General features: G+C 68.3%; 18 protein-coding genes. 4 read left to right on the top strand and 14 right to left on the bottom strand.

Annotation, left to right across the window (positions count from 1 at the left end; genetic code table 11):
- The first annotated feature begins 75 nt into the window (after nucleotides 1–75).
- Entirely contained in the window at nucleotides 76–1,101 is a 1,026-nt protein-coding gene (gene lipA, locus EDC82_RS05735) for a lipoyl synthase (RefSeq protein ID WP_074045455.1), read from the top strand.
- Between the two features lie 4 nt (nucleotides 1,102–1,105).
- Entirely contained in the window at nucleotides 1,106–1,915 is an 810-nt protein-coding gene (locus EDC82_RS05730; RefSeq protein ID WP_006946616.1) for a DUF4191 domain-containing protein, read from the top strand.
- Between the two features lie 220 nt (nucleotides 1,916–2,135).
- On the opposite strand, the gene EDC82_RS05725 is transcribed toward EDC82_RS05730, so the two are convergent.
- Entirely contained in the window at nucleotides 2,136–2,561 is a 426-nt protein-coding gene (locus EDC82_RS05725; RefSeq protein ID WP_006946587.1) for an RDD family protein, read from the bottom strand.
- A gap of 246 nt (nucleotides 2,562–2,807) precedes the next feature.
- Between EDC82_RS05725 and glnA the strand changes: the two genes are divergently transcribed.
- Nucleotides 2,808–4,232, top strand: a complete 1,425-nt coding sequence (gene glnA / locus EDC82_RS05720; RefSeq protein ID WP_006946569.1) for a type I glutamate--ammonia ligase — start codon at nucleotides 2,808–2,810, stop codon at nucleotides 4,230–4,232.
- 250 nt (nucleotides 4,233–4,482) lie between these two features.
- Nucleotides 4,483–4,950, top strand: a complete 468-nt coding sequence (locus tag EDC82_RS05715) for an SRPBCC family protein (RefSeq protein WP_062258770.1) — start codon at nucleotides 4,483–4,485, stop codon at nucleotides 4,948–4,950.
- Nucleotides 4,951–5,115: 165 nt separating this feature from the next.
- Here the strand turns inward: EDC82_RS05715 and EDC82_RS05710 are convergent, their stop codons facing one another.
- The 13 genes from EDC82_RS05710 to murG form a co-directional block, all read right to left on the bottom strand.
- Nucleotides 5,116–7,263 carry a S9 family peptidase gene (locus EDC82_RS05710; RefSeq protein WP_131940842.1) on the bottom strand — a complete coding sequence of 716 codons (2,148 nt, stop codon included), beginning with the start codon at nucleotides 7,261–7,263 and terminating at the stop codon, nucleotides 5,116–5,118.
- A 29-nt stretch (nucleotides 7,264–7,292) separates the two neighbouring features.
- Nucleotides 7,293–10,841 carry a DNA polymerase III subunit alpha gene (gene dnaE / locus EDC82_RS05705; protein ID WP_131940840.1) on the bottom strand — a complete coding sequence of 1,183 codons (3,549 nt, stop codon included), beginning with the start codon at nucleotides 10,839–10,841 and terminating at the stop codon, nucleotides 7,293–7,295.
- A 102-nt stretch (nucleotides 10,842–10,943) separates the two neighbouring features.
- Complete coding sequence (locus EDC82_RS05700) at nucleotides 10,944–11,873, bottom strand: RluA family pseudouridine synthase (RefSeq protein WP_006946614.1); 930 nt, start codon at nucleotides 11,871–11,873, stop codon at nucleotides 10,944–10,946.
- Nucleotides 11,870–12,472 (bottom strand): signal peptidase II, encoded by a 603-nt coding sequence (gene lspA, locus EDC82_RS05695; protein ID WP_082740965.1) that lies wholly within the window; start codon nucleotides 12,470–12,472, stop codon nucleotides 11,870–11,872. The genes EDC82_RS05700 and lspA overlap by 4 nt, the downstream gene beginning before the upstream one ends.
- Nucleotides 12,445–12,861 carry a TraR/DksA C4-type zinc finger protein gene (locus EDC82_RS05690; RefSeq protein WP_040014933.1) on the bottom strand — a complete coding sequence of 139 codons (417 nt, stop codon included), beginning with the start codon at nucleotides 12,859–12,861 and terminating at the stop codon, nucleotides 12,445–12,447. Before EDC82_RS05690 ends, lspA begins: the two co-directional genes overlap by 28 nt.
- 213 nt (nucleotides 12,862–13,074) lie before the next feature.
- Nucleotides 13,075–14,202, bottom strand: a complete 1,128-nt coding sequence (locus tag EDC82_RS05685) for a DivIVA domain-containing protein (protein WP_131940835.1) — start codon at nucleotides 14,200–14,202, stop codon at nucleotides 13,075–13,077.
- Between the two features lie 93 nt (nucleotides 14,203–14,295).
- Nucleotides 14,296–14,574: a YggT family protein gene (locus EDC82_RS05680; RefSeq protein WP_006946604.1), complete on the bottom strand. Its 279-nt coding sequence runs from the start codon at nucleotides 14,572–14,574 to the stop codon at nucleotides 14,296–14,298.
- 101 nt (nucleotides 14,575–14,675) lie between these two features.
- Entirely contained in the window at nucleotides 14,676–15,176 is a 501-nt protein-coding gene (locus EDC82_RS05675; RefSeq protein ID WP_006946575.1) for a cell division protein SepF, read from the bottom strand.
- Nucleotides 15,177–15,249: 73 nt separating this feature from the next.
- Complete coding sequence (locus tag EDC82_RS05670; protein WP_200829278.1) at nucleotides 15,250–16,029, bottom strand: YggS family pyridoxal phosphate-dependent enzyme; 780 nt, start codon at nucleotides 16,027–16,029, stop codon at nucleotides 15,250–15,252.
- Nucleotides 16,026–16,769 (bottom strand): peptidoglycan editing factor PgeF, encoded by a 744-nt coding sequence (gene pgeF / locus EDC82_RS05665; RefSeq protein ID WP_006946611.1) that lies wholly within the window; start codon nucleotides 16,767–16,769, stop codon nucleotides 16,026–16,028. Before pgeF ends, EDC82_RS05670 begins: the two co-directional genes overlap by 4 nt.
- A 15-nt stretch (nucleotides 16,770–16,784) precedes the next feature.
- Nucleotides 16,785–18,107, bottom strand: a complete 1,323-nt coding sequence (gene ftsZ / locus EDC82_RS05660; protein WP_006946559.1) for a cell division protein FtsZ — start codon at nucleotides 18,105–18,107, stop codon at nucleotides 16,785–16,787.
- A 223-nt stretch (nucleotides 18,108–18,330) separates the two neighbouring features.
- Entirely contained in the window at nucleotides 18,331–19,782 is a 1,452-nt protein-coding gene (murC, locus tag EDC82_RS05655; RefSeq protein ID WP_040014934.1) for a UDP-N-acetylmuramate--L-alanine ligase, read from the bottom strand.
- The gene (murG, locus tag EDC82_RS05650; RefSeq protein WP_006946518.1) at nucleotides 19,779–20,879 is read right to left on the bottom strand and encodes an undecaprenyldiphospho-muramoylpentapeptide beta-N-acetylglucosaminyltransferase; all 1,101 of its coding nucleotides are present in this window, start codon (nucleotides 20,877–20,879) and stop codon (nucleotides 19,779–19,781) included. Before murG ends, murC begins: the two co-directional genes overlap by 4 nt.
- Between the last annotated feature and the right edge of the window lie 4 nt (nucleotides 20,880–20,883).

Here is a 20,883-nt window from a genome sequence, read left to right as displayed (position 1 = left end):
CGCTGTTGTTCTGAGCGCTGGCGCGCATCTTCGCGCCGTGTCGCCCTCAATCGCCAAGCCGAGGAGTGCTTTTCTGTGACCGTCGCGCCCGAAGGCCGTCGACTGCTGCGCGTGGAAGCGCGCAACGCCGAAACGCCCATCGAACGAAAGCCGAGCTGGATCCGCACCACGGCGAAGATGGGCCCGGAGTACAACTCGCTGCAGAATCTCGTCAAGGGTGGCGGCCTGCACACCGTGTGCCAGGAGGCCGGCTGTCCCAACATCTTCGAGTGCTGGGAGGACCGTGAGGCCACGTTCCTCATCGGCGGCGACACCTGCACGCGACGCTGCGACTTCTGCGACATCGCGAGCGGCAAGCCGTCCGCCCTCGACCTCGACGAGCCGCGCCGCGTCGCCGAGTCCGTCCGTGAGATGGGCCTGCGCTACGCCACCGTCACCGGCGTCGCGCGCGACGACCTGCCCGACGGTGCCGCGCAGCTGTACGCCGACACCGTGCGCCTCATCCACGAACTCAACCCGAACACGGGTGTCGAGATCCTGCCGCCCGACTTCGGCGCCGTCCCCGAGCTCGTCGGCAAGGTCTTTGACGCCCGCCCCGAGGTGTTCGCCCACAACCTGGAGACGGTACCGCGCATCTTCCGTCGCATCCGCCCGGCGTTCACGTACGAGAAGTCGCTCAAGGTGCTGACGATGGCGCGCGAGCAGGAGCTCGTGACGAAGTCGAACCTCATCCTCGGCATGGGTGAGGAGGAGCACGAGATCGACCAGGCGCTCGTCGACCTGCACCAGGCGGGCTGCGACATCATCACGATCACGCAGTACCTGCGCCCCTCGAAGCTGCACCACCCGATCGACCGGTGGGTCAAGCCGGAGGAGTTCGTGCACTGGTCCGAGCGTGCCGAGGAGATCGGTTTCTCCGGCGTCATGGCGGGTCCGCTCGTGCGTTCCTCCTACCGAGCCGGCCGTCTGTACGCCCAGGTCATGGCCAAGCGCGGCCAGGAGCTGCCCGAAAACCTGCTGCACCTCGCGGAGGCGGCGTCGTCGCCGGCGCGTCAGGAAGCTGCGTCTTTGGTGGCCCGCGCCGAGACCCGCGTATCCTGACCCCATGGCATCAACCTCCCCCACCAACGAGCCCAAGAAGTCGCGGTTCCGCCGCGGTTCGAGCGGCGGCGCCACGAAGGCCGACGGTGCGTCGAGCACGAGAGGCGAGGCCAAGGAGCCGGGCCGCTCCGCTCAGTTCCGTCAGGTGTTCGAGACGGCGCGCGCCAACGACCCCGCGCTGCTGGCGTGGATGATCGGTGCGTTCGCGCTCGTGTTCGTGCTGCTGCTCATCATCGGCTTCAGTATCGGCCACCCGATCTACCTCGGCATCATCGGCGTGCTGCTGGGTGTGCTCGCCGCACTGCTCGTGCTCGCCCGCCGCGCGAACACCGCGATCTACAAGTCGATCTCGGGTCAGCCGGGCGCGAGCGTCGCCGTCATGTCGTCGCTGCGCAAGGGCTGGTTCGTCGAGCAGGAGCCCGTCGGCGTCGACATGGGCCGCAACCGCCAGGTGCGCGACCTCTCGGGTGCCGCGATGGTGTACCGCGCCGTCGGCAAGCCGGGCGTCGTGCTCGTCGCGGAAGGCCCCAAGGGCATGGCCGAGCGTTTGCTCTCCAGTGAGAACAAGCGCACGACGCGGGTGCTCGGCCCCGAGGTTCCGGTGCACACGCTGCGCGTCGGCACCGACGAGGGCTCCGTCCCCGTCGAGCGTCTGCAGAAGGACATGCAGAAGATGCCCAAGGTGCTCACCGACGACGAGGCCGCTCGCATCACCAAGCGCTTGCGCGCCCTTGGGTCGGGCCGCCCCGCAGCTCCGGCCGGTATCGACCCCACGAAGGCACGCGTCAACCGCGCCGCGATGCGTGGCCGCTGAGCCTCCCACGCACGAACACGAGAGCCCGCCACCTCGAGGTGGCGGGCTCTCGTGTGTTCTGGGGCTTGTCGCGTGGCCCGCGCCCACGTGGTGCGACGCGGCGATGCATGTCGTCCCATCCGGGTGACGGGGCGTGCGGCGGGGCAACCCGCATGGGTCGTGCCGTGAAGGTCATGCTGCCTGGGGCGTGCGCGCGGCGAGCGTCAATGTCGCATCGAGTTCAACGCGAACGGACGATGACGGTGCCGGCGAGCTTGTCGTGCAGCCCGCGTCCGCTCGAGTCGGTGACGACGGCGGGGATCGCGAGGCAGAGCAGCACGGTGCGGACGGCGCCGGCGAGCAGACCGGGGGCGGCGCCGTCGCTGACGCGCTGCACCTGCATCCCCATGGCGCGGTGCCCGAGCGTCATCCCGAGGGTGCTGACGAGCAGGAGGTTCTCGACGGCGAAGACGGCGAGCGGTTTGAAGCCCTCGGCGCCGCTCCCGCCCCAGCGGTAGCCCAGCAACCCCATGGCGATGACGGAGCAGAGCGCCCAGTCGATGAGCAGCGCGACGGCGCGCGGGGCCAGCCGCGCGATGGAGCCGGGGCCCTCGACGGGGCGGTTCTCGGCGGGGTCGGCATCGGCGAGGGGGGCAGCTGGGGGCACGTTCGTTTCCGTTCGGTGGTGTCTCGCACTGTGAGTAGTAGCGCGCCCTCCAAGACTAGAGGTGAGGTGCCTGGATAGGTTGGAGGGGTGGTCGCGCGCCGTGCGCCGACCGGCGTGAACTGTTCACGTGTTTCGTAACACCGACGAAACATGAGGGCCATGCCCGGGTAATCGGGGGGTCCTAGCATCATGGGCAACACGTGGTGTGGTGTCGACCGGCATCGCACACCCCAGTCAGGAGGATCCATGTTCAAGACCGCTGAAGAGGTCGTGAAGTTCATCGAGGATGAGGACGTCAAATTCGTCGACATCCGCTTCTGCGACCTGCCGGGCGTCATGCAGCACTTCAACATCCCGGCCGAGAGCTTCGACGCTGAGGCGATCGAGACCGGCCAGATGTTCGACGGCTCGTCCATTCGCGGTTTCCAGGCCATCCACGAGTCCGACATGAAGCTCATCCCGGACCTGCAGACGGCCTACCTGGACCCGTTCCGTGAGTACAAGACGCTCATCATCAACTTCTCGATCGTCGACCCGTTCACGGGCGAGCAGTACTCGCGCGACCCGCGCAATATCGCGGCGAAGGCCGAGGCGTACCTGAAGTCGACGGGGATCGCCGACACGGCGTTCTTCGGCGCCGAGGCCGAGTTCTACGTCTTCGACGACGTGCGTTTCGAGACGAAGCAGAACGCCGGCTACTACTACATCGACTCGATCGAGGCGGCCTGGAACACGGGCCGCGTCGAAGAGGGCGGCAACCTGGGGTACAAGACCCGGTACAAGGGAGGCTACTTCCCCGTCCCGCCCGTCGACCACTTCGCCGACCTGCGCGACGAGATGGTGCTGAAGCTGCACGAGGTCGGCCTCGAGGTCGAGCGCAGCCACCACGAGGTCGGCACGGCCGGTCAGATGGAGATCAACTACAAGTTCAACACCCTGCTGCAGTCGGGTGATGACGTCATGAAGTTCAAGTACGTCATCAAGAACGTCGCGTTCCAGAACGGACGCTCGGCGACGTTCATGCCGAAGCCGCTGTTCGGCGACAACGGTTCGGGTATGCACACGCACCAGTCGTTGTGGAAGGACGGCGAGCCGCTGTTCTACGACGAGCGTGGTTACGGTGGCCTGTCGGACATCGCTCGCTGGTACATCGGTGGTCTGCTCAAGCACGCGCCGTCGCTGCTCGCGTTCACGAACCCGACGGTCAACTCCTACCACCGTCTCGTACCGGGTTACGAGGCGCCGGTGAACCTCGTGTACTCCGCGCGCAACCGTTCCGCGTGCGTGCGTATCCCGATCACGGGCACGTCGCCGAAGGCGAAGCGTGTCGAGTTCCGTGTCCCGGACCCGTCGGCGAACCCGTACCTGTGCTTCGCGGCGCAGCTGATGGCGGGCCTCGACGGCATCAAGAACCGCATCGAGCCGCCGGAGCCGGTCGACAAGGACCTGTACGAGCTGCCGCCCGAGGAGCACGAGGCCATTCAGCAGGTTCCGGGTTCGCTCGGAGACGTGCTCGACGCGCTCGAGGCCGACCACGAGTATCTGCTCGAGGGTGACGTGTTCACGGAGGACCTCATCGAGACGTGGATCGAGTACAAGCGTCTGAACGAGATCGACCCGATTCGTTTCCGTCCGCACCCGCACGAGTTCGAGATGTACTACGACATCTGAGCCTGGGAGGCAAAGGCCGAGCGGGTTCAGATGTCGGAGAAAAAATGGTCATCTGAACCACCTCTGCATCTGGAGGCGAGGGTTGAGGGCCCGAGGCGGGCAGCGAGCGTGAGCGAGCTGCCCCCCCGGGCCCTCTGTCGTGGCCGAGCGGGTTCAGATGCCGGAGAAAAAATGGTCATCTGAACCGATCTTCAACGCCAGCCCCGCCGTAGCCGAGGAGGATGACCAGCGGCCAGCTACGGTGGGCGTCATGGCTGACAACCTCGAATCTGAGATCTTCATCGCTGCTCCCCCGGAGCAGGTGTGGCCGCTCGTCAGTGACCTGCGGCGGATGCCGCAGTGGTCACCGCAGTGTCGCAAGGTGATTGCGCGGGGCCCGATCCGCCGTGGCACGTTCATGCTCAACGTCAATCGTGACGGCAATCTGTGGTGGCCGACGCGTGCCAAGGTGACTGATTTTCACGACCTGCAGCGCGTCGCTTTCCGGGTGCTCGACAACGGCACGACGTGGAGCTTCACGCTCACGCCGCAGGACGGCGGCACCGTGCTGACGCAGCGACGTGACGTGCCGCCGAGCGGTACGTCGAAGGTGTCGGCGCTGCTCGTCGACAAGGTGCTCGGCGGTGAGGACCACTTCGAGGCCAACCTCGTCGCTGGCATGAACACGACGCTGCAGCGCATCCGCGCAGCCGTCGAGGCGCGCTCAGCTCAGGAGTGATAGCCGACGGCTTGGCGCAGCGGGCCCGTCCTCGACCTGAGCCGGCGCCACTCGCGTCGTGCCCAAGAGATGCAGCCCCCGTTCTTGCGCCCAAGTGCACCCGGGTGCACTTGGGCGCAAGAACGGGGTTCACTTCCCCAGGGTGCCGGTTTCTCAGGGCGTGAGTCAGACGTTGGCGGACGCCGGGTGCACGATCTCGGACGCGTCGAGACGGTCGAGAATCCACGCGGTCTCGAACGCCGCTTCCTTCCACGCCTCGTACCGCCCGCTGACGCCGCCGTGGCCCGCGACCATCTCGGTCTTGAGCAGAATCGGTCGCTCGTTCTGGTCACTCGTGACGGTGCGGCGCAGCATCTGCACCCACTTCGCGGGTTCGACGTAGAACACGCGCGTGTCGTTGAGGCTCGTCGTCGCGAGCACCGACGGGTAGTCGACGTCGCGGACGTTCTCGTACGGCGTGTAACTCTTCATGTACGCGTACACGTCCGGGTCGGCGAGCGGGTTGCCCCATTCCTCCCACTCCCCCTGCGTCAGCGGCAGGGACGGGTCGAGCGTCGTCGTCAGAGCGTCGACGAACGGCACCTGCGCGTGCACGGCGCAGAACAGCTCAGGCGCCTCGTTGAGCGCCGCGCCGATGAGGAGGCCGCCGGCCGAACCACCCTCGGCCGCAAGGCGATCGGGGGCCGCCCACCCCGTCTCGACGAGGTGACGCCCCGCCGCGACGAAGTCGGTGAATGTGTTCTTCTTGTGCTCGAGCCGCCCGTCGAGATACCAGGATCGGCCCATCTCACCGCCACCGCGCACGTGCGCGATGGCGAACACGACGCCGCGCTGCAGCAGGCTGAGCCGCAGGACGGAGAAATACGGGTCGATCGACGACTCGTACGAGCCGTACCCGTACAGCAGCACGGGGTTCGTCCCGTCGGGCGTGACGTCGCGGTGCGCCACGAGCGAGACCGGCACCTGGGCGCCGTCGGGAGCCGTCACCCACAGACGGTGCTGCTGGTAGTCGGCCGGGTCGTGGCCGCCCAGCACCTCGCGACGCTTGAGCAGCGTCACCTCGTCCGTCGTCGTGTCCCAGTCGTAGATGGCGCGCGGCTCGATGAACGACTCTGTTGCGACCATGAGCGTCGTCGCCTCGTACGTCGGGTTCGCCCCGACACCGACGACGGTGAGCTCCCCCGCGAACGGCAGCTCGCGCGCCGCCCCGAAACCGTCGCCCTCCTTGGGCAGGAGCCGCACGGTCGGCAGGCCGCCGGCGCGCAGCCCGACGAGCATGAAGTCGCGGTAGGCGGAGACCCCGAGGATGCGCTCGCCCTCGGCGCCCACGAGCAACGGCTGCCAGTTGTCGACGCCGGGGTCGGCGAGCGGCGCCACGGCCACGTCGAAGTCGACGCGGTCACGGTTGTGCACGATGTAGAGCCGGTCCCCGTCGATCTCGATGTCGTAGTCGAGCCCCTCGGTGCGCGGCTGCACGACGCGCCAGCCGGCGGCCTCGTCGTGCAGATCCATGAGGTGGAACTCGGAGGTGTTCTTCGACCCCATCGACAGGATGAGCCACCGATCGTCATGCGTGCCGCCGATGCCGAGCCAGAAGGCCGCGTCGTCCTCCTGGTAGAGCAGCACGTCCTCGCTCGGGTCGGTGCCGACGACGTGACGCCACACCTGGTGCGGGCGCCACGACTCGTCGACGCGCGTGTAGAAGTACGCATCCCCCGCAGCCGACCACACGAGGCCGTACCCGACGTCGGTGACGCTCTCCTCGATCGTCTCGCCCGTGGCGATGTCGCGCACCGTGACGGCGTAGCGCTCGTCACCCGCGAAGTCCATGAGCGCGGCGAGCCGGTTCTGGTCGGGCGTCAGCGCGAGTGCGCCGACCGAGTAGAACTCCTTGCCCTCGGCCTCGACGTTGCCGTCGAGCAGCACCTGCTCCCCCGCGAGCGCCTCCCCCGGCCGCGGCGTCGGACGGGCCTCACCGTCACGGTACGGTGCGCGGCAGCTGATGCCGTACTGCTTTCCCTCGAGGGTGCGCGTGTAGTACCACCAGTCCTTGTCGCGCACCGGGATCGACAGATCGGTCTCCTTCGTGCGCGACTTGATCTCGTCGAAGAGACGCTCGCGCAGCGGCTCCTGCGCCGCGAGCACGGCGTCGGTGTAGGCGTTCTCCGCGTTCAGATGCGCGATGACGTCGGGGTTGCTCTTGTCGCGCAGCCACTCGTAGTCGTCGACGAAGACGTCCCCGTGGTGGGTGCGCTGCGTCGGCACGCGACGAGCGATCGGCGGCATCGGCTGAGTCGCCGTGGTGTCGGTCATGGGTGTTCCTTCCGAACGGTCGTCGTGCGTCAGCCGAGGCACGAGGGGCCCAGGAGGGCCTTGAGGTCACCGAACAGCGCGGGCGTCGCGTTGACGCGCAGGCTGTCGTCGAGCTTGACGGTGAGGGTGCGCCCCGGCCGCGAGAGCTTGAGGTGCACCTCGGTGATGCCGGGGTGCTCCCCCAGTACCTCCTTGAGCCGCTCGGCCAACCCCTGCGTCGCCCGCGCGTACGGCAGGTGCAGCAGTACCGGGCCGCGTGGGCCGTCCGTCAGCTCGGGCAGCGTCAGCTCCATCGCGTTGAGCGCGACAGACTCGTCACGACGGTTGACGCGCCCCTTGACAGCGCACACGACGTCCTGGCTCAGCATCGTCGAAACCGTCGCGTACGTCGAGGGGAAGAACAGGCACTCGATCGCGCCGTCCATGTCCTCGACGGTCGCGATGGCCCACAGATCGCCCTTCTTCGTGCGCTTGATCTGCAGGCCCGTGATGAGCCCGGCGATCGTCACCGTCGCGCCGTCTGGCAGCGCGTCCTCAGCGAGCAGGCGCGCGACCGATGTGTCGGAGAACTGCGCGAGCGCCGCCTCGATGCCGAACAGCGGGTGGTCGGAGACGTACAGGCCGAGCATCTCGCGCTCGAACGCGAGCTTCGTCTGCTTGTCCCACTCGATCGGCGGAATCTGCGGTAGCGCGGCGAACTCGATGCCCGGCGCGTCGTCACCGAAACCGGCGAACAGCGAATCCTGCCCGTGCTCCTCCTTGCGCTTCTCGTCGATGAGCGCATCGACGTACGACTCATGGATCTGCACGAGCCCCTGACGCTGGTGGCCGAGGTCGTCGAACGCGCCCGCCTTGACGAGTGACTCGACCGTGCGCTTGTTGAGCACCGTCGCGGGGCACTTGCGCAGGAAGTCCTCGAACGAGGTGAAGCGGCCCTTCTCCTCACGCGCCGCGATGATCGCCGCGACGACGTTGGAACCGACGTTGCGGATCGCCTCGAGCCCGAAACGGATGTCCTCGCCGACGGCCGCGAAGTTGCCGATCGACTCGTTGACGTCGGGCGGCAGCACCTTGATGCCCATGTGACGGCACTCGTTGAGGTACAGCGCCGACTTGTCCTTGTCGTCTCGCACCGACGTGAGCAGCGCCGCCATGTACTCGGCCGGGTAGTTCGCCTTGAGATAGCCCGTCCAGTACGACACGAGCCCGTACGCCGCGGTGTGCGCCTTGTTGAACGCGTAGTCGGAGAACGGCAACAGGATGCTCCACAGCGTCTGCACCGACTCCTTCGAGAAGCCGTTGTCGAGCATGCCCTTCTCGAAGTTGACGTACTCGGCGTCGAGCACCTCCTTCTTCTTCTTGCCCATCGCGCGCCGCAGCAGGTCGGCGTTGCCGAGGGTGTACCCGGCGAGCTTCTGCGCGATCTCCATGACCTGCTCCTGATAGATGATCAGGCCGTACGTCATGTTGAGGATCGGCTCGAGCGCCTCGGTCAGCTCGGGGTGGATGTAGTCGATCTGCTGCTTGCCGTTCTTGCGCAGCGCGAAGTTGGTGTGCGCGTTGGCGCCCATCGGGCCGGGACGGTACAGCGCGAGAGCGGCGGAGATGTCCTCGAAGTTGTCGGGCTGCATGAGACGCAGTAGCTGGCGCATGCCGCCGCCGTCGAGCTGGAACACGCCGAGCGTGTCACCTCGCGCGAGCAGGTCGTACGTCTTCGCGTCCGTCATGTCCTTGCTCAGCGCGTCGAGGTCGATGTCCTCGTCACGGTTGGCCTTGATGTTCTTGAGCGCGTCGTCGAGGATCGTCAGGTTGCGCAGGCCGAGGAAGTCCATCTTGACGAGGCCGAGCGTCTCGCAGCTCGGGTAGTCGAACTGCGTGATGACGGCGCCGTCCTGCAGGCGACGCATGATCGGGATGACGTCGATGAGCGGTTCGCTCGACATGATGACGCCCGCCGCGTGGACGCCCCACTGACGTTTCAGCCCCTCGAGGCCGACGCCCGCGTCGAAGATGTTCTTGAACGTCGGGTCGGAGGCGATGAGCTCACGGAACTCGCCGCCCTCGGCGTAGCGCGGGTGGCTCTCGTCGTACATCTTCGCCAGCGGAACGCCCTTGCCCATGACGTCGGCCGGCATCGCCTTCGTCATCTGCTCGCCGATGGCGAACGGGAAGTCCATGACGCGCGAGGCGTCCTTGACGGCCTGCTTCGCCTTGATCGTGCCGTACGTGACGATGTACGACACGCGATCCTCGCCGTACTTGTCGACGACGTACCGGATGACCTCCGAGCGCCGACGCTCGTCGAAGTCGACGTCGAAGTCGGGCATCGACTGACGTTCGGGGTTGAGGAAGCGCTCGAAGATCAGACCATGCGGGACGGGGTCGAGGTCGGTGATGCCCATCGCGTACGCGCACATCGAACCGGCACCCGAACCACGCCCCGGCCCGACGCGGATGCCGTTGCGCTTCGCCCAGTTGATGAAGTCGGCGACGACGAGGAAGTAGCCCGGGTAGCCCTTGCCGATGATGACGTCCTGCTCGTACTTCGCCTGCTTCACGGCGTAGTCCGGCACACCCTCGGGGAAGCGACGGCGCAGCCCCGTCTCGACCTCCTTGATGAACCAGGACGTCTCGTCCTCACCCTCGGGGCAGGGGAAGCGCGGCATGTAGCGCCCTTCGCCCTCGGTGAAGGACACGTCGCACTGCTCGGCGATGAGCAGGGTGTTGTCGCACGCGTCCGGGTGGTCTCGGAAGAGGTGACGCATCTCGTCGGCCGACTTGAGGTAGAACTCGTGGCTGCCGAACTTGAAGCGGTTGGGGTCGGTCAGGCGCGAACCCGAGTTGATGCACAGCAGCGCATCGTGGTGGACCGCGTCCTCCTTGTTCGTGTAATGCAGGTCGTTCGTCGCGAGAAGCGGCAGGTTGAGGTCCTTCGCCAGCTTGAGCAGGTCACTGCGCACGCGCCGCTCGATGTCGACGTCGAGGTCGTGCTCCATCAGCTCGCAGTAGAAGTTGCCGTCACCGAAGATGTCGCGGAACTCCGCCGCGGCCTCGCGCGCCTTGTCGTACTGCCCCAGACGAAGGCGCGTCTGGATCTCCCCCGATGGGCACCCCGTCGTGCCGATGATGCCCGTGCCGTACGTGTTGAGCAGCTCTCGGTCAAGTCGCGGATACTTCGAGTACACCTGGTCGAGCGAGGCCTGCGAGCCCATGCGGAAGAGGTTGTGCATGCCCTCGTTGTTCTTCGCGAGCAGCGTCATGTGCGTGTAGAGACCCCGGTTGGAGACGTCGTCGGCCTCCTGGCCGCGCTCGCCCCACGTCGTGCGCGTCTTGTCGGTGCGGTGCGTGCCCGGCGTCATGTACGCCTCGAGGCCGATGATCGGCTTCACGTCATACTTGCGCGACTTCGACCAGAACTCGTAGGCACCGAACAGGTACCCGTGGTCGGTGGTCGCGATCGCGGGCATGCCGAACTCCTGCGCACGCGCGAACATGTCATCGATACGGGCTGCACCGTCGAGCATCGAGTACTCGGTGTGGTTGTGCAGATGGACGAAGCTCTTCGACTGACTGGACATCGCCCTGAAGTCTACGACCGGCCACCGACAACCCCGCCGGATGCGCGACGCCCGGCTCCCGGGGCGAGCCGGGAGCCGGGCGGAACGTCGCGGAATTCCGCGTCAGGCGCTGATGCGATCGAGCGCGCGCTGCAGGTCGGCCGGGTACGGCGAGGTGAACGTCACACGTTCGCCGCTACCGGGGTGGTCGAATCCGAGCTCGACGGCGTGCAGCCACTGACGCTCCAGCCCGAGCTTCTTCGCGAGCGTCGGGTCGGAGCCGTACAGCGGGTCGCCGACGCACGGATGATGCATCGCTGAGACGTGGACACGGATCTGGTGGGTGCGCCCCGTCTCGAGATGGATCTCGAGCAGCGACGCCGACCGGAACGCCTCGAGCAGTTCGTAGTGCGTCACCGACGCGCGGCCGGAATCCATGACGGCGAACTTGTAGTCGTGGTTGGGATGGCGCCCGATCGGCGCGTCGATCGTGCCCTCGATCGGGTCCGGCAGGCCCTGCACGAGCGCGTGGTACGTCTTGTCGACCGTGCGGTCACGGAATGCCTGCTTGAGCAGGGTGTACGCACGCTCGCTCTTGGCGACGACCATGAGACCGCTCGTGCCGACGTCGAGGCGCTGCACGATGCCCTGACGCTCCGGTGCGCCCGAGGTGGAGATGCGGTACCCCGCAGCGGCGAGGCCACCGACGACATCCGGGCCGTCCCAGCCGACGCTCGGGTGCGCGGCGACGCCGGCCGGCTTGTCGACGACGACGATCTCGGTGTCGTCGTGCACGATGTTCATGCCGGGCACGGGTTCGACGCGGGGCGTCGCCTCACGCGGCCCGGTACGTTCCGGCATCGCGACCTCGAGCCACGCGCCGGCGCTCACGCGCTCGGACTTCGCGACCCGCTTGCCGTCGACGCTGACGGCGCCCTCGGCCGCGAGTTCGGCGGCGCGGGTGCGGGAGAAACCCAGCAGGCGGGCGATGGCCGCGTCGACGCGCTCCCCCTCGAGCCCTTCGGGGACGAACAACGACTTGACCTCGCTCATCGCTGAGCCTCCTCGGTGGTGGGCGACGCGCCATCATCTGCGCCGTCGTGGGCGCCCTCGCGCGTTCCGTCGAGACCGATGCCGCGGAAGGTCAGCAACACGACGAGGGCCGCGGCGACGCAGATCGCCGAATCGGCCAGGTTGAAGATCGGCCAGTGCGGCAGCTCGAAAAAGTCCACGACGTGGCCACGCCCCCCACCCGGCTCACGAAAGAACCTGTCGATCAGATTGCCAACGGCTCCTCCGATGATCAGCCCGAAGGCGAGGGCCCACGGGAGGCTACGCAGCTTGCGCGCGGTCACGGCGAGCACGACGACCACGACCACCGCGATCGCGGTGATGAAGAGCGTCGAATTCGTGCCGAGGCTGAACGCGGCGCCGGGGTTGTACGTCAACCGCAGCCGCAGGAACGAGCCGAGCAGATCACGCGGGCGGCCGTCACTCAGGGCGTCCTGCGCCCATTGCTTGCTGGCCTGGTCGGCCGCGATGACGCCGAGCGCCGCCACGGCGACGAGCGCGAGAGGGCGCCCCGAGACGCGGGACGGGGGGACGGTGGGTGTGGCGCCCGAGTTCAGCGGCGCTCCTGCTTCTTCTTGCATGTCATGCATAGGGTCGCACGAGGGAAGGCCTGGAGTCGAAGTTTGCCGATCGGGCCGCCGCACGATTCGCATACGCCGTACGTGCCGTCGTCCATCCGCCCGAGGGCGCGTTCGCTCTGACGCAGCACCTCCGCGGACTTGCGGGCCAACGAGATCTCGTGCTCGCGCTCGAAGTTCGCGTTGCCGACGTCGGCCTGGTCGTCGCCCGCCCCGTCGCCCGGGTTGCGCAGCAGCCCCTCGAAGTCCGTGGCGAGTTCGTCGAGCTCGGCGCGCACGCGGGCCACGTCGGCCTCGAGCTCGGCCCGCACCTCGGCGAGTTCGGCGTCGCCCCACGGCTCCTCGGCGCCGCCGACGGCCAGGTCGCTCGCGGCGGTCTTCTGTGTCGCCATGGTGGTCACTCCAGTCTCCCAGCGGCGCCCGCTCGGCGCGCACGATGATGCGGATATTACGCAGAGGATAGGCCACATCAGGCGGGTCGAGGCGAACAACAGATGAAGTTTTACGTACCCGCTAGTAGGACCAGCAAAGGGACGCACGAAGCGGGCTCGTGGACGACAGATCGTGCACGAGCCCGCTTGGTGACGGCCATGAGGCCGCGGTCATCATGCTTTGGTGTCGGGCGTCTGCTGCTTCTCGTCGAGCTTGCGCAGCTGCTCGCTCAGGTAACCCTTGAGGTTCGAGCGGTAGTCGGTCTCGAAGCCCCTGAGCCGCTCGATCTCGGCTTGCAGCGCCGTGCGTCGCGTCTCGAGGTCGGACAGGATGCTCGTGCGACGCTGCTCGGCCTCGGTCACGAGCGCGGCCGACTTCTCGGTACCCGTGCGCACGAGCTTGTCGTGCTGGCTCTGCCCGCTCGAGACGAGTTCGTCGTGCTTGGCCTGAGCCTTCTTGACGAGGTCGTCGTGCTCGCTCTGGCCGCGCTTGACGAGGTCGTCGTAGGTCGACTGGCCTGTCGTCAGCAGTTCGTCGTGGCGCTGCTTGGCGCTCGACAGCAACTTCTCGCTCTTCGCGTTCGCCTCCGTGACCACCTTGTCGCGGTGCGCGGTGGCTTCGCCGACGAGACGATCACGCTCGGTCTCGCCGTCACGCACGTGCTGGTCGTGCAGACGCTGTGCGAGGGCGATGACGCCCGCCGCGTCGGTGCCGGCGTTGGTCTCGTTCGCGGCCGGCTGCGTCGACGTCGCCGAGGCGGCCTCACGGGCCTGCTTCAGCTCGTTCTCCAGCTGCGTGATGCGCGCGTCGGCCTCGGCCAGCTTCGCCTGCGCGTTCTTGGCCTCCTCGCGGGCGCTCTGGAGGTCGCGACGGGCGCTCGTGGGGTCGGCGCTCGCCGCGTCCTGACCTGCGTCGGCAGCCTCGTTCGCCTTGGGGGCACGCGCCTTGTCGAGTTCGGTGCGCGACGTTTCCAGTTCCTTCTTGAGGCGCGCGATCTCCGCCTTGTCCTCGTCGCTCGAGCCACCCGCGGCTGGAGCCGCAGCGTTGTTCACCGGCGTGAGGGCCGGGACGGCCGTCGTCTTCGACTGGCCCGCCATCGTCGCGTCGCCGTCTCCGCCGTGGCTGCGGCGGCAGTCGTCGAGCTTGTCGCTCAGCGAGTCGTTCTCGGCGTTCAGCCGACGCAGCTCGACGACGATCTCGTCGAGGAAGTCGTCGACCTGGATCTCGTCATACCCGTTGCGCCCGAACCCCTTCGGCTTCGAGAACTCCTTCTTGACGACGTCTTCCGGCGTCAGCGCCATGTATTCACCTCAGTAACGCTCGAAGCCGAGGCGGGGCCTCGGCAAATCCGTTTCGTGCACGCCGATGCGGGCACGCTCAAAAATTTCCCGACTTCACCTTAGGAGATTAGCCGCGACTTGCACAGCCAGCGCCACGATCAGGAACGCCAGGTCGATGCCGACGCCGCCGAGGCGCAGGGGCGGAACGACGCGGCGCACCGCCTTGATCGGCGGGTCGGTGACGGTGTAGACCGCCTCCGCGACGACGAGCACGACGCCACGCGGCGTCCACTGCCGCGCGAACACCTGGATCCAGTCGAAGACGAGGCGCGCGATGAGCACGACGAAGAACACGTCGAGCACGGTCGCGAGCGCCGTTCTGACGCCGTTCATCGAGTCTCCTTCATCACCATGACGCCATCCTCCCACGCATGGGCGCGGCCGCCGTCATCCAGGGGACAACGGCGGCCGCGGCCCGAGCGCGAGGCGACGATTCAGCTCTGGTTGAACAGCCCGCGCGTCGCCTTGGCGACCTCGGGCCCGCTCGTGGAGACCTCGACGTTCTCGGGCGAGAGGAGGAAGACCTTGCTCGTCACGCGCTCGATAGAGCCGTGCAGACCGAAGACGAGACCGGCGGCGAAGTCGACGAGACGCTTGGCGTCCGTGTCGTCCATGTCGGACAGGTTCATGATGACGGGGACGTTGTCGCGAAAGGCCTCACCGATCTCCTTGGCCTCGTTGTACGTCCGAGGGTGGATGGTCGTGATGCGACTCATGGTCGAGGCCTCCGTGTCGGAAAAGTCGTGGTGGGTCACCTCGGGGCGCAGCGGCGTGACCTCGGCAGGGGCGCGACGTTCGTACGCGTCATAGTCGTCGTGACGCTCGTCGTCGTAGGCGACCTCGTACTCCTCGACGTACTGCTCGCTCGCGCGCGGCGCGTGCGTGTCCACGTCGGACAGTCCGAGGTATTCCATCGTCTTGCGCAGTGCGCTCATTCTTCCTGCTCCTGTGTCCGCCTGGCCCCTCGCGGAAAGGGCACCACATAGCTCGTCGGTGTCAGGCTCGAAGTTACCCGGCGAGCGGACGCGAACCGAGTATTGCGCTTCCGACACGCAGGTGTGTCGCGCCGATCTTCACCGCGTCCTCGAGATCGCCCGACATCCCCGCCGACAACGACGTGGCCTGCGGGAAGTTTGCGAGGAAATCTTGACGGACGTGCGCGAGACGCGAGAACGCGGCGGCCGGCTCCTCTCCGAGTGGCGCGACCGCCATGAGCCCGCACAACCGTAGGTGCGGCGCCTGCTCGACCGCCGCGGCCACCTCGTGCAGCTCGGTCTCCTGCGCGCCACCGCGCCCCGAACCGTCACGCTCGAGAGCGACCTGCACGAAGATGTCGAGGGGGTTCTCGCGATCCGCGGCGCCGGCGTCGAGCAGCGGCACGAGCTTGAGCCGGTCGAGCGACTGCACGACGTCCGCGTGCCGCGCGATGCGGCGCGTCTTCTTGCTCTGGATCTGGCCGATGAAGTGCCGACGCGGTGAGGCGATGAGATCCGGACGCTCGGCGCGCAGCGCATCGACCTTCTCGACGAGCTCCTGCTCGCGGTTCTCCCCCACGTCGCCCACCCCGAGGTCGGCGAGCGCGACGAGGTCGGTGACGGGGAAGAACTTCGTGACGACGACGAGCGTCGGGGCGTCGTCACGCCCGGCCGCGCTCGTGGCGGCGGCGATGCGGACGCGCACGCGCTCCAGGTTGGCCTGCAACTCGGCGCGACGCGCGGGCGAGGCGTCGAGACCACGGCGACTGGGGTCGGAATCGGCGGTGCGTGACGGCGTCGGAGGCTGCATCACGACACGGCCGCCTTGCGGACGATGAGCCCGGCGAAGCGACCCGTCGCGCCGTCGCGACGATACGAGTACAGGCGAGGCTCCTCACGCGTGCATCCCGGCACCCATTCGAGCGGGACACCGGCGTCCGCGAGCTGCGACGCGACGCCCGCCGCGACGTCGATCGCCGGCGTGCCCGTCCACGTGATGGCGGCGCTGGCCGGGTGGGCCTGACGCGCGGCGTCATGCATCTCGCGCGGCACCTCGTAGCAGCGCCCGCAGATCGACGGGCCCAGCACTGCGCTGATGTCGCGCGCTCCGAGGTGGCGCATCGCCTCGAGCGCCGCCGGCACGACGCCGGCGAGCATGCCGGGACGCCCGGCGTGCGCGACGCCGATGACGCCGGCCGCGTCATCACTCAGGAGAACCGGCGTGCAGTCGGCCACCATGACGCCGAGCGCGAGGCCGCTGTCACGGCTGACCATCGCGTCAGCGCTCGGTCCGGCCTGACCGGAGGCGACGTCGGCGAGGGTGACCTCCGCGACGCTCGCGCCGTGGACCTGATCCATCCAGGCGATGGGGACGCCACCCAGCTGCGCGGAGACCCGCTCCCTGTTCACGCGCACCGCACGCTCGTCGTCACCGACGTGCAGCCCGAGGTTCAACGCCGAGAACGGCGCCTCACTGACCCCGTCGAGGGAATCGGTGAAGCACCGTTCGAGCGAGCCGCTCGGCGACTCACGCCGGTCGTGCCAGAAGAACATCGACCGGGCTCCGGATCACTTGAGGAAGTCGGGGACGTCCAGGTCGTCACGATCCTCGAACGTGACCTCCTTGGGCGGACGCACGACCTCGGGGGCCTGCTGACCGCCCTGCTGCGACTGCCCTTGCTGCGCCTGGCCCTGCTGAGCGTCCTGGGCGTGCTGCTGCTCACCCTGACCCGGCTGGACGCGGGCCGGCGGCGCGGAGACGCGCGTCGGGCCGGCGGTCGTCCCGGGAACGGTGACGGGCTTGATCGTCGCCGGGGCGGCAGCCTGCGGCTGGTAGGACTGCTGCGCCTGCTGGGACGGCATCTGCGCGGACGTCTGCTGCTTCGCGGGACGCTGCTGAGCGCCACCCTGCTGAGCAGGACGCTCATCGTTGCGCTTCTGCGGCGCACCACCGTCGAAACCGGCGGCGATGACGGTGACGCGCACCTCGTCGCCCAGGGCGTCGTCGATGACGGCGCCGAAAATGATGTTGGCCTCGGGGTGCGCCGCCTCCTGCACGAGGCGAGCGGCCTCGTTGATCTCGAACAGACCGAGGTCGGAACCGCCCTGGACCGACAGCAGGACGCCGTGGGCGCCGTCGATGCTCGCCTCGAGCAGCGGGCTCGAGATAGCGAGTTCGGCGGCCTGCACCGCGCGGTCCTCGCCACGGGCCGAACCGATGCCCATGAGCGCCGAGCCGGCACCCTGCATGACGGACTTGACGTCGGCGAAGTCGAGGTTGATCAGACCTGGGGTCGTGATGAGGTCGGTGATGCCCTGGACACCGGACAGGAGCACCTGGTCGGCCGAGCGGAAGGCGTCAAGCATCGAGACGGCGCGGTCGCTGATCGACAGCAGCCGGTCGTTCGGGATGACGATGAGCGTGTCGACCTCTTCGCGCAGCGCGGAGATGCCGAGCTCGGCCTGGTTCGCGCGACGACGGCCCTCGAAGGTGAACGGGCGGGTCACGACACCGATCGTCAAAGCACCGAGGCCGCGGGCGATCTTCGCGACGACGGGCGCACCACCGGTGCCCGTGCCACCACCCTCACCGGCGGTGACGAACACCATGTCGGCGCCCTTGAGGACCTCTTCGATCTCCTCAGCGTGATCCTCCGCCGCCTGACGACCGACCTCGGGGTCGGCGCCGGCACCGAGACCGCGCGTCAGCTCACGGCCCACGTCGAGCTTGACGTCGGCGTCACTCATGAGCAGGGCCTGGGCGTCGGTGTTGATCGCGATGAACTCCACACCCTTGAGGCCGACCTCGATCATCCGGTTGATGGCATTGACGCCACCGCCGCCGATACCGACGACCTTGATGACGGCCAGGTAGTTCTGGGGAGTTGCCACGAGAAGAGGCCTTTCGAAAGCGGGTGCGAGTATGCAGAGCCGATGCTACGCGACCGGATGCCCCGACGCGAACATCTCGACGTCAACTCGAACGTGACCCCGTCAGGCACGTGGCCCGCCCACCCGAGCACGAACGTACCCCCTCGGCGACCCGGGACCCCTGAGGCAACGGAAGACCCCCGGCATTCCGCAGAATCCCGGGGGGTCTTGGCCGCCGAAAAGATTAACCTTCGACTTCACCTTCACGCGTCTTGAGGCCAGTGAGGATGCGCGGGCCGAGGTGCGTGACATCGCCCGCGCCGACGGTCACGACGAGGTCGCCCGGGCGAGCCACGTCGAGCACGCGAGCGAGCGCGTCGTCGGCCGTGGGAGTGAACTCGCCGCGTCCGGACGTCATGCGATCGGTGATCAGCGCGCCGCTCACCCCGGCGACGGGCTGCTCGCGCGCGCCGTACACGTCGAGGACGAAGGCGTGGTCGGCGCCATCGAGCGCCGCGGCGAGACCGGTCGCCGCGTGCTGCGTACGCGAGTACAGGTGGGGCTGGAAGATGACGATGAGTTCGCCGTCGTCCTTGAGCCCGGCCGCCGTACGCACGAGGGCGTCGAGCTTGCCGGGGTTGTGGGCGTAGTCGTCGACGACGCGGACGCCGCCCGCCTCACCACGCGGCTCGAACCGACGCGAGGTGCCGCGGAAGGCCCCGAGCCCGCGCGCGACATCGGCCGGCGCGAGACCGAAACCGTGGACGAGGGCGGTGTAGACGCCCGCCGCGTTGAGCAGGTTGTGGGCACCCGGCACATGCAGCGCGACGTCGTGGACGGCGTCCCCGTCGCGGAGGCTCATGCGCCAGTCGAAGCCCTCCCCGCTCTCCGCGACGATACGCACGTCTGCGTCGGTGTCGCGCCCGTACGTCAAGACGCGCGCGCCCGCGGCGCGACGGCGCTGGGCCAGGGCCAGCGAGCCCTCGTCGTCAGCGCAGGCGACGAGCAGACCCTGCGGCGCGATCGTCGCCGCGAAGGTCTCGTAGGCACGAGCAAGGTTGGCCGACGTGCCGTAGAAGTCGAGGTGATCGTCCTTGATGTTCGTGACGATCGCGACCTGCGGGTGGTAGACGACGAACGAGCCGTCGCTCTCGTCGGCCTCGACGACGAAGATCTCGCCCTCGCCCGGTGCCGCGTTGACACCGAGCCCCGCGACGTTGGCGCCGATCGCGAACGACGGCTTCTCCCCCGCCGCGACGAGGGCGGCCGTCGCCATTCCGCTCGTCGTCGTCTTGCCGTTGGCGCCCGCGACGGCGAGCCCGCGACCCGCGCGCATGAGCATCGCGAGGCCCTGGCTGCGGTGCAGCACCGGCAGACCGCGCCGTCTGACTTCGACGAGTTCGGGGTTGGCCTCGTTGATGGCGCTTGAGATGAGGACGACGGCGCCGTCCGGCACGTCGGCAACGTTCGCGGCGTCGTACCCGAGCTCGATGCGTGCTCCCTGGGCACGAAGGTCGTCGAGTACCGGCAGGTCGACGTTGTCGGAGCCGCTCAGGGTGACGCCCGCGGCGAGGAACAACCGCGCGACGCCCGACATGCCTGAGCCGCCGACCGCGATCATGTGCACGTGTGGCACGTCCGCGAGAGCGGGCAGCGGCGCGGCGAAGTCGAACCGCTCGTTCACACCGTTGCTCATGCCCGGCCCCCGGTCGCTGCAGCGTCCTCGATGAGGTCGACGAGGCGTGCGGCGCCATCCGCGTGCCCGCGGCTGCCGGCTGCCGCACGCATGCGGGCCAGCTCGTCGGCGTCCGTCACGAGCGGGATGACGACGCGCTCTACCCACGTCGCGTCGACGTCGCCGTTGTCGACGAGCAATGCTCCCCCGGCCTCGACGACGTCCTTCGCGTTGAGTCGCTGCTCGCCGTTGCCGATGGGCAGCGGCACGTAGATCGCGGGGATCGCGAGCGTGGACAGTTCGCTCACCATGCCGGCGCCGCTTCGCGTGACGACGAGGTCGGCCACCGCGTAGGCGAGGTCCATGCGGTCGCAGTACTCCTCGACGACGTAGCGCGGCCCCGAGGCGGTGGCCGGGGCCTCGAACCCCTTGCCCCGCCCGGTGATGTGCAGGACCTGCACCCCGGCCTCACGCAGCGCCGGCGCGGCCGCGGCGAAGGCCTCGTTGAGACTCGCTGCACCGAGCGAGCCACCGGTGATGACGAGCGTCGGGCGTCCGGGTTCGAGACCGAAGTACGTCATCGCCTCGGCGCGCAGCATCGCGGGGCGAAGCTCTCGGATCTCGCGTCGCAGCGGCATCCCGACGACCTCGGCGCCCGCCAGCGGGGTGCCGGGGAACGTCGTCGCCGTGTGCGCGGCCCATCGCACGCCGAGCTTGTTCGCCAGCCCCGGCCGGGCGTTCTGCTCGTGGATGACGATGGGGATCCCAGCCTTGCGCGCCGCGAGGTAGACGGGCGTCGAGACATACCCGCCGAAGCCGACGACGACCTGCGGGCGGCGTTCGGCAACGAGTGCCTCCGCCTGGCGCAGCGCCCCCCGGAACGCGGCGGGAAACCTCAGCGCGGCGACGTTCGGCCGACGCGGGAAGGCGACCTTCGGCACGTAAGACAGCGTGAAACCGTGCTCGGGCACCAGTCGCTCCTCGATGCCGTCAGGGGAACCGACGACCGTGATGACGGCTTCGGTGTGGCGGTCGGTGATCTCCTGCACCGTCGCGAGCAACGGCAGGACGTGACCGGCCGTTCCTCCTCCGGCGAGCAGAACGCGTTCGAGCGTCATGTCA

Origin of the sequence: Dermacoccus sp. SAI-028 (assembly GCF_004346775.1) — a bacterium.
GTDB classification, from domain to species: Bacteria; Actinomycetota; Actinomycetes; order Actinomycetales; family Dermatophilaceae; genus Dermacoccus; species Dermacoccus nishinomiyaensis.
The sequence above is the reverse complement of the archived record's forward strand: the minus strand, read 5'-3'. Positions and strand labels throughout refer to the sequence as shown.